Origin of the sequence: Mycobacterium sp., assembly GCF_035499775.1 — a bacterium.
GTDB lineage: Bacteria > Actinomycetota > Actinomycetes > Mycobacteriales > Mycobacteriaceae > Mycobacterium.
This window is the reverse complement of record NZ_DATJYB010000440.1, coordinates 1-4,421: the sequence shown is the minus strand read 5'-3', so window position 1 is coordinate 4,421 and position 4,421 is coordinate 1. Positions and strand designations below refer to the sequence as shown.

Below are 4,421 nucleotides of genomic sequence, written 5' to 3'. Positions count from 1 at the left end.
CGCTGCGCGGCTGCGTGGCGGCACTGGACGGATCCGACGTGATCCGCGCGTCCGGTGTCGGAAGTTCCGGTCGGGCACGGGAGCTTGGGCTCTCGGTCGCCGCGGAACTGTTCGAGCTGGGTGCCCGGGAGCTGATGGATCAAGCGCGGCAAGACCCCGCGCGGGGAAGTTGACGAGGCTTTAGAAAAACCAATGAGATCGACGTGGGAGCGACAATGATGACGCGAGGGCGTAAGCCGAGACCGGGCCGCATCACGTTCGTGGGCTCTGGTCCTGGCGACCCAGGCCTGCTGACCACGCGGGCCGCCACTGTGCTGGCGAATGCCGTCCTGGTGTTCACCGACCCCGATGTACCGGACGCGGTTCTGGCGTTGATCGGCAAGGACCTGCCACCCGTTTCCGGCCCGGCGCCCGCCGAGTCTCAGCCCGGGAACGACGACGGGTCCGCCGACGCGCCGGCCGTGCTGCCCGGCGCGCCGGACATCCGTCCGGCGCTGGGAGACCCGGCCGAAGTCGCCAAGACGCTGACCGCCGAGGCCCGGGCCGGTGTCGACGTGGTGCGACTGGTGGCGGGTGACCCGTTGTCGGTGGACTCGGTGATCACCGAGGTGAACGCGGTCGCGCGGACCCACCTGCACATCGAGATCATTCCCGGCCTGGCCGCGACCAGCGCGGTCCCGACCTATGCCGGGCTACCGCTGGGCTCGTCGCACACCGTTGCCGACGTGCGCGACCCACATGTGGATTGGGAGGCTTTGGCCGCCGCACCCGGGCCGCTGATCCTGCAGGCCACCGCATCGCATCTGGCCGATGCGGCCCGCACCCTGATCGAGCACGAGCTGGCCGAGACCACCCCCTGCGTGGTGACCGCCCAAGGCACCACCTGCCAGCAGCGCTCGGTCGAGGCCACGCTGCTGGGATTGACCGATCCGGGGATTTTGGGCGGCGCCGACGCGAAATTGTCCCCGGTCGGCGGGGATCCGCTGAGTGGGCCCCTGGTGGTGACCATCGGCAAGACAGTGGCCAGCCGGGCGAAACTGAACTGGTGGGAGAGCCGGGCCCTGTACGGCTGGACCGTGCTGGTGCCGCGCACCAAGGACCAGGCCGGCGAGATGAGCGAGCGGCTGACGTCGTACGGGGCGCTGCCCATCGAGGTGCCGACCATCGCCGTCGAGCCGCCGCGCAGCCCCGCTCAGATGGAGCGCGCCGTCAAAGGCCTGGTCGACGGGCGATTCCAGTGGGTGGTGTTCACCTCCACCAACGCGGTGCGCGCGGTGTGGGAGAAGTTCGGCGAGTTCGGTCTGGATGCCCGCGCGTTCTCCGGGGTCAAGATCGCCTGTGTGGGCGAGTCGACCGCCGACCGGGTCCGGGCCTTCGGGATCAGTCCCGAACTGGTGCCGGCCGGGGAGCAATCGTCGCTGGGCTTGCTTGATGAGTTCCCGCCGTACGACAGCATTTTCGACCCGGTGAACCGGGTGCTGCTGCCGCGCGCGGACATCGCCACCGAAACCCTGGCCGAGGGCCTGCGCGAGCGTGGCTGGGAGATCGAGGACGTCACCGCCTACCGGACGGTGCGCGCCGCGCCGCCGCCGGCGACCACCCGGGAAATGATCAAGACGGGCGGCTTCGACGCGGTGTGCTTCACGTCGAGTTCCACAGTGCGAAACCTGGTCGGCATCGCGGGCAAGCCGCACGCGCGGACGATCATCGCCTGCATCGGTCCCAAGACCGCCGAGACCGCCGCCGAGTTCGGCCTGCGGGTGGACGTGCAGCCCGACACCGCCGCGGTCGGCCCGCTGGTTGACGCTTTGGCCGAACATGCCGCGCGGTTGCGCGCCGAGGGTGCGCTGCCGCCGCCGCGCAAGAAGAGCCGCAGGCGCTAGTGGTTTTTCCGCGGGAGCGGCCGCGCCGGCTCCGTTCCACCCCGGCGATGCGCCGCCTGGTGGCGCAAACCTCCTTGGAGCCACGGCATTTGGTGCTGCCGATGTTCGTCGCCGACGGTATCGATGGACCGCGGCCCATCCCCTCTATGCCGCGCGTGGTGCAGCACACCCGCGACTCGCTGCGCAGCGCCGCCGCGGACGCCGTAACGGCCGGGGTGGGCGGGCTGATGCTGTTCGGCGTGCCGCGCGAGGCGGACAAGGACGCGACCGGCTCGGCCGGCACCGACCCCGACGGCATCCTCAACGTCGCCCTGCGCGACCTGAGCAAGGACCTCGGTGATGCCACCGTGTTGATGGCCGACACCTGCCTGGACGAGTTCACCGACCACGGACACTGCGGCGTGCTCGACGACCGGGGCCGGGTCGATAACGACGCCACCGTGGCCCGGTATGTGGAATTGGCTGTGGCGCAAGCGGAATCGGGCGCCCACGTGGTCGGGCCGAGCGGGATGATGGATGGCCAGGTGGGCGCGATCCGCGATGGGCTGGATGCCGCCGGTCACAGCGATGTGGTGATTCTGGCCTACGCCGCGAAGTTCGCCTCGGCGTTCTACGGCCCGTTCCGCGACGCGGTCGGTTCCAGCCTGTCCGGCGACCGGCGTACCTACCAGCAGGAGCCGGGGAACGTCCGCGAGGCGCTTCGCGAGATCGAGCTGGATCTCGACGAGGGGGCCGACATCGTGATGGTCAAGCCGGCCTTGGGGTACCTAGACGTGGTAGCCGCGGCTGCGGCAGTGTCCCCGGTGCCGGTGGCCGCCTATCAGGTCTCGGGTGAGTACGCGATGATTTGCGCTGCGGCCGCCAACAACTGGATCGACGGACGGGCCGCGGCGCTGGAGTCGCTGACCAGCATCCGGCGCGCCGGGGCGGACATCGTGCTCACCTATTGGGCCGTCGGTGCGGCGGGTTGGCTTTCCTGACCGGCCCACTGGCGGGTAACAATCACGGGATGGGGTTTGAGATGGCATCAGCGAGCGACGCCGAGGCCAAGCCGTTGTTCTACGAGCCCGGTGCCAGCTGGCTATGGCTGCTGGCCGGCCCGGCCGCCGCGCTGTCGATGATTTTTGTCCAAATGACCAGCCACCAAGGGGTGCACCTGGCGATCCCGGCGATCTTTCTGGTGATGGTGTCGCTCTTCGTGGGGCTGCAGGTGATGGCGGCGCGGATCCACACTTCGGTCGAACTGACCGAAGACGCCCTGCGCGAGGGCACCGAAACCATCCTGATCTCCGAAATCGTCAAGATCTTTCCGGAGGCGGCGAATACGTTGGCTTCCGGCAAGGAACTGGCGAAGTGGCAGTCGGCGCGGGCACTCGGTGAGCTGGCCGGGGTGCCGCGGGGACGGGTTGGCATCGGTCTGAAGCTCACCGGAGGCCGCAGCGCGCAGGCCTGGGCACGGCGCCATCGCCAGCTGCGGGCGGCGTTGACTCCGCTGGTTCAGGAGCGTGTCGGTCCCGACGTCGTCGATGACGTCACCGACAGCGACGAGATCGACGAGGAAAACGATTCATGGCCACCACGGTGATGGCCCGCATTTGGGCGCTGGCCGAACTCCTGCTGGCCTGCACCGCGGTGGTGGGTGCGGCGCACAGCTGGTTGCACTCGCGGCACATCGTGATCGTCGGGCCCGTCGCGGACGGGCAACCGCTCACTACGTCGCTGGTTTACGACCCTCAGCAGCTGCTGTTGACCATGTTGCTGGCTATTGCCGCCGGAGTACTGGCCGTGGTGGGGACGGCCAGGCTGCGGCGGGGCAGGGCGTTAACCCGTTAGGCCGTCTTCCCGATAAGCGACAGCAGCATCTGACGGCGCCAGACGATGGCATCGCCCAGGTTGCGCAGCGCCTCGTGCACCGAGTGGGTGATCGGGAACATCGCCTGGGCCTGGTCACCGAGCAGTTCGACGACCGCCGGGCTCGCCACCAACTTCCACTCCACCCCGGCCGCGCGGCAGTCGTCGTCGATCCGGCACAGGAACCCGACACCGACCGGCGCAAACTGACCCATCTCGCTGAGGTCGAGCACCACCGGGTCGGTACCGAGGACGAAACGCCGAACATAGGACCTGACCAGGTCGACATTGAGGACGTCGATCTCGCCCCGGACAGTCACCACCGTCGCCAACTGACGGCTGTGCGCGCGAACCTGAGCGCCACCGAGGTCCAAGGTTGAGTCTTCGAGTTGAGTGATCGCGGCAGTCATGTACAGCCCCATTCTCAGTGGTGTTGTGCGTGCCCGTGTCTAGGTTTCCCGCCAAACCTAAGGAGACTGACAGCGCCGTCTAACTCTTTGCTAAAGAAGTGACGCCTGGGGCAGTTGCCGAGTCAATTCGCGCATCGCCGGGGTCGCGCTGTTAGGCTGCCATGGCTGCCGGTTGCCAGTCGGGGGGCTGTGACAGGGCGGGACCGCGCGGTCAGCCGACCAGACAGCACAGTCCAGACGGAAAGAACATCGTGGGCACCGAGACCAAGGGCGAGAT

5 protein-coding genes and 1 pseudogene are annotated in these 4,421 nt (G+C 68.5%); 5 read left to right on the top strand and 1 reads right to left on the bottom strand.

Annotation, left to right across the window (positions count from 1 at the left end; all coding sequences use genetic code 11):
* The 5 genes and pseudogenes from VML93_RS27120 to VML93_RS27100 form a co-directional block, all read left to right on the top strand.
* Positions 1-173 (top strand): annotated as a pseudogene (locus VML93_RS27120) (hydroxymethylbilane synthase); the annotation flags it as partial.
* A 45-nt stretch (positions 174-218) separates the two neighbouring features.
* Positions 219-1,883 carry a uroporphyrinogen-III synthase gene (locus VML93_RS27115; protein ID WP_325615345.1) on the top strand — a complete coding sequence of 555 codons (1,665 nt, stop codon included), beginning with the start codon at positions 219-221 and terminating at the stop codon, positions 1,881-1,883.
* A complete protein-coding gene (hemB, locus tag VML93_RS27110; RefSeq protein ID WP_325615344.1) occupies positions 1,883-2,863 on the top strand; it encodes a porphobilinogen synthase in 981 nt (326 codons plus the stop codon). Before VML93_RS27115 ends, hemB begins: the two co-directional genes overlap by 1 nt.
* Before the next feature lie 41 nt (positions 2,864-2,904).
* The gene (locus VML93_RS27105; RefSeq protein WP_325615343.1) at positions 2,905-3,468 is read left to right on the top strand and encodes a DUF3093 domain-containing protein; all 564 of its coding nucleotides are present in this window, start codon (positions 2,905-2,907) and stop codon (positions 3,466-3,468) included.
* The gene (locus VML93_RS27100; protein ID WP_414686456.1) at positions 3,453-3,716 is read left to right on the top strand and encodes a hypothetical protein; all 264 of its coding nucleotides are present in this window, start codon (positions 3,453-3,455) and stop codon (positions 3,714-3,716) included. Before VML93_RS27105 ends, VML93_RS27100 begins: the two co-directional genes overlap by 16 nt.
* Here the strand turns inward: VML93_RS27100 and VML93_RS27095 are convergent.
* Positions 3,713-4,144 (bottom strand): STAS domain-containing protein, encoded by a 432-nt coding sequence (locus VML93_RS27095; RefSeq protein ID WP_325615342.1) that lies wholly within the window; start codon positions 4,142-4,144, stop codon positions 3,713-3,715. The genes VML93_RS27100 and VML93_RS27095 overlap by 4 nt on opposite strands.
* Positions 4,145-4,421: the final 277 nt, after the last annotated feature.

Bases quoted from the DNA above. Each gene is read 5' to 3' on its own strand.
- VML93_RS27115 (WP_325615345.1), top strand. From the start codon at position 219: ATGACGCGAGGGCGTAAGCCGAGACCGGGCCGCATCACGTTCGTGGGC.
- VML93_RS27105 (WP_325615343.1), top strand. From the start codon at position 2,905: ATGGCATCAGCGAGCGACGCCGAGGCCAAGCCGTTGTTCTACGAGCCC.
- VML93_RS27100 (WP_414686456.1), top strand. From the start codon at position 3,453: ATGGCCACCACGGTGATGGCCCGCATTTGGGCGCTGGCCGAACTCCTG.
- VML93_RS27095 (WP_325615342.1), bottom strand. From the start codon at position 4,144: ATGACTGCCGCGATCACTCAACTCGAAGACTCAACCTTGGACCTCGGT.